Source organism: Holospora curviuscula (genome assembly GCF_002930195.1).
GTDB classification, from domain to species: Bacteria; Pseudomonadota; Alphaproteobacteria; order Holosporales; family Holosporaceae; genus Holospora; species Holospora curviuscula.
Map to the genome: position 1 here is coordinate 1 of NZ_PHHC01000004.1, position 1,181 is coordinate 1,181.

The 1,181-nt window shown below is 47.8% G+C and carries 1 protein-coding gene and 1 pseudogene; both read left to right on the top strand.

Annotated elements, in window-relative coordinates; all coding sequences use genetic code 11:
* Positions 1–484 (top strand): annotated as a pseudogene (locus tag HCUR_RS08015) (hypothetical protein); the annotation flags it as partial.
* A partial coding sequence (locus tag HCUR_RS00175; protein WP_129591776.1) for a hypothetical protein occupies positions 474–1,181 on the top strand: 708 nt, incomplete at its 3' end. The pseudogene HCUR_RS08015 and the gene HCUR_RS00175, both read left to right, overlap by 11 nt.

A 1,181-nucleotide genomic window follows, 5' to 3' on the forward strand; every position in this document is an offset into this window, starting at 1 on the left:
TTTTGTATTAAGTGCAATTTTTAATCACGGAGACCCTTCCGTAATCCCCCCATTGCTGAAGTATGTACCTTCCGATGATACGGACCAAGACCTGGTATTTATGGAAGATTATTCTAGTGAGCCATTGTGTAATGGCATTACCGATGCAGATTATTTTGGGGAAGACTACATTCCCGTGCTGTTGGGGTGTATTCATGAACTGGTACCAAGGGCTATGAGTGCTGTTAAATGGTTTTTTTATGGTATGCTGTACGACAATTTTAATAATTTTTTTGAAGATCAACCTTTGATTAAAAATTTATATTTAGTACAAAAGGATTCTTTTAAACAAATATTAGATTTTGTTATTCAAGAAACTCAAGAAGAGTTGGAAGACCATCAAAAAGCATCTAAGGAAAAAGCAATTGATGGTGCGAAAAAAGTTTTAGATCGTATTGAAATCATAAAAACTGAATTCCTAAAGCTCCATGGCCATGATGGCTAAACTCTTTTGGATGCGCTTTTCCTTTTGGGTAGACAAGAAGGAGGATACGGGCTCCAGTTCGGTGTTTCATTCCTCTTGCATTGAGGCTCGCGAGGAGCTCCTTCTGACCCCCGCCCTGGGGCAGGATGGATTTGAGAAAGTTTCGGTGACCCGAGATATCAAGATTCTTCAGAAAATCCAGGCTCGCCAAGGCCAAGGGGTGGACTATATAGATTGCTCGGTGCAAGGGAGGCTTAGTGTGGATACGCCGCACCTGGAGGTCATCTCCACAACGGGCCAGCGCCCCCCGGGTATGGAAATCCTGCCTCGCCCAGAATTTACCGAGATTCACCACACGGTCGTGCCCTCTATTACTGAAGAATCCCAGAGACCTCGTACTACCTTTAAGCCTGCCTTTAAGGCCGCTCTGGGGGTGGGCATTGCAGCTCTGGCAGGGGCCAGCGGAGGTCTTGCCTCTGGCGTGCTTGCAGCGTCCGCTCAGGCCTTCATCCAGAAGGGAGGCCTGGAGTCTCTGGCCAACCACGAATCCCTCCAGCTCTCGGATATGCTCAAGGCAGCGGGGAAAAGCCTTGCAGTGCAAGGGCTAAGCTTGGGTGTGGGGGATCTGGGCAGCGCCGGGAACCTGATTAAGACGACGGCAGCCCATAGCTTGGTGTATCAGGAAAATCCTGTAAAAACCCTTGCCCGCCAAGGTGTT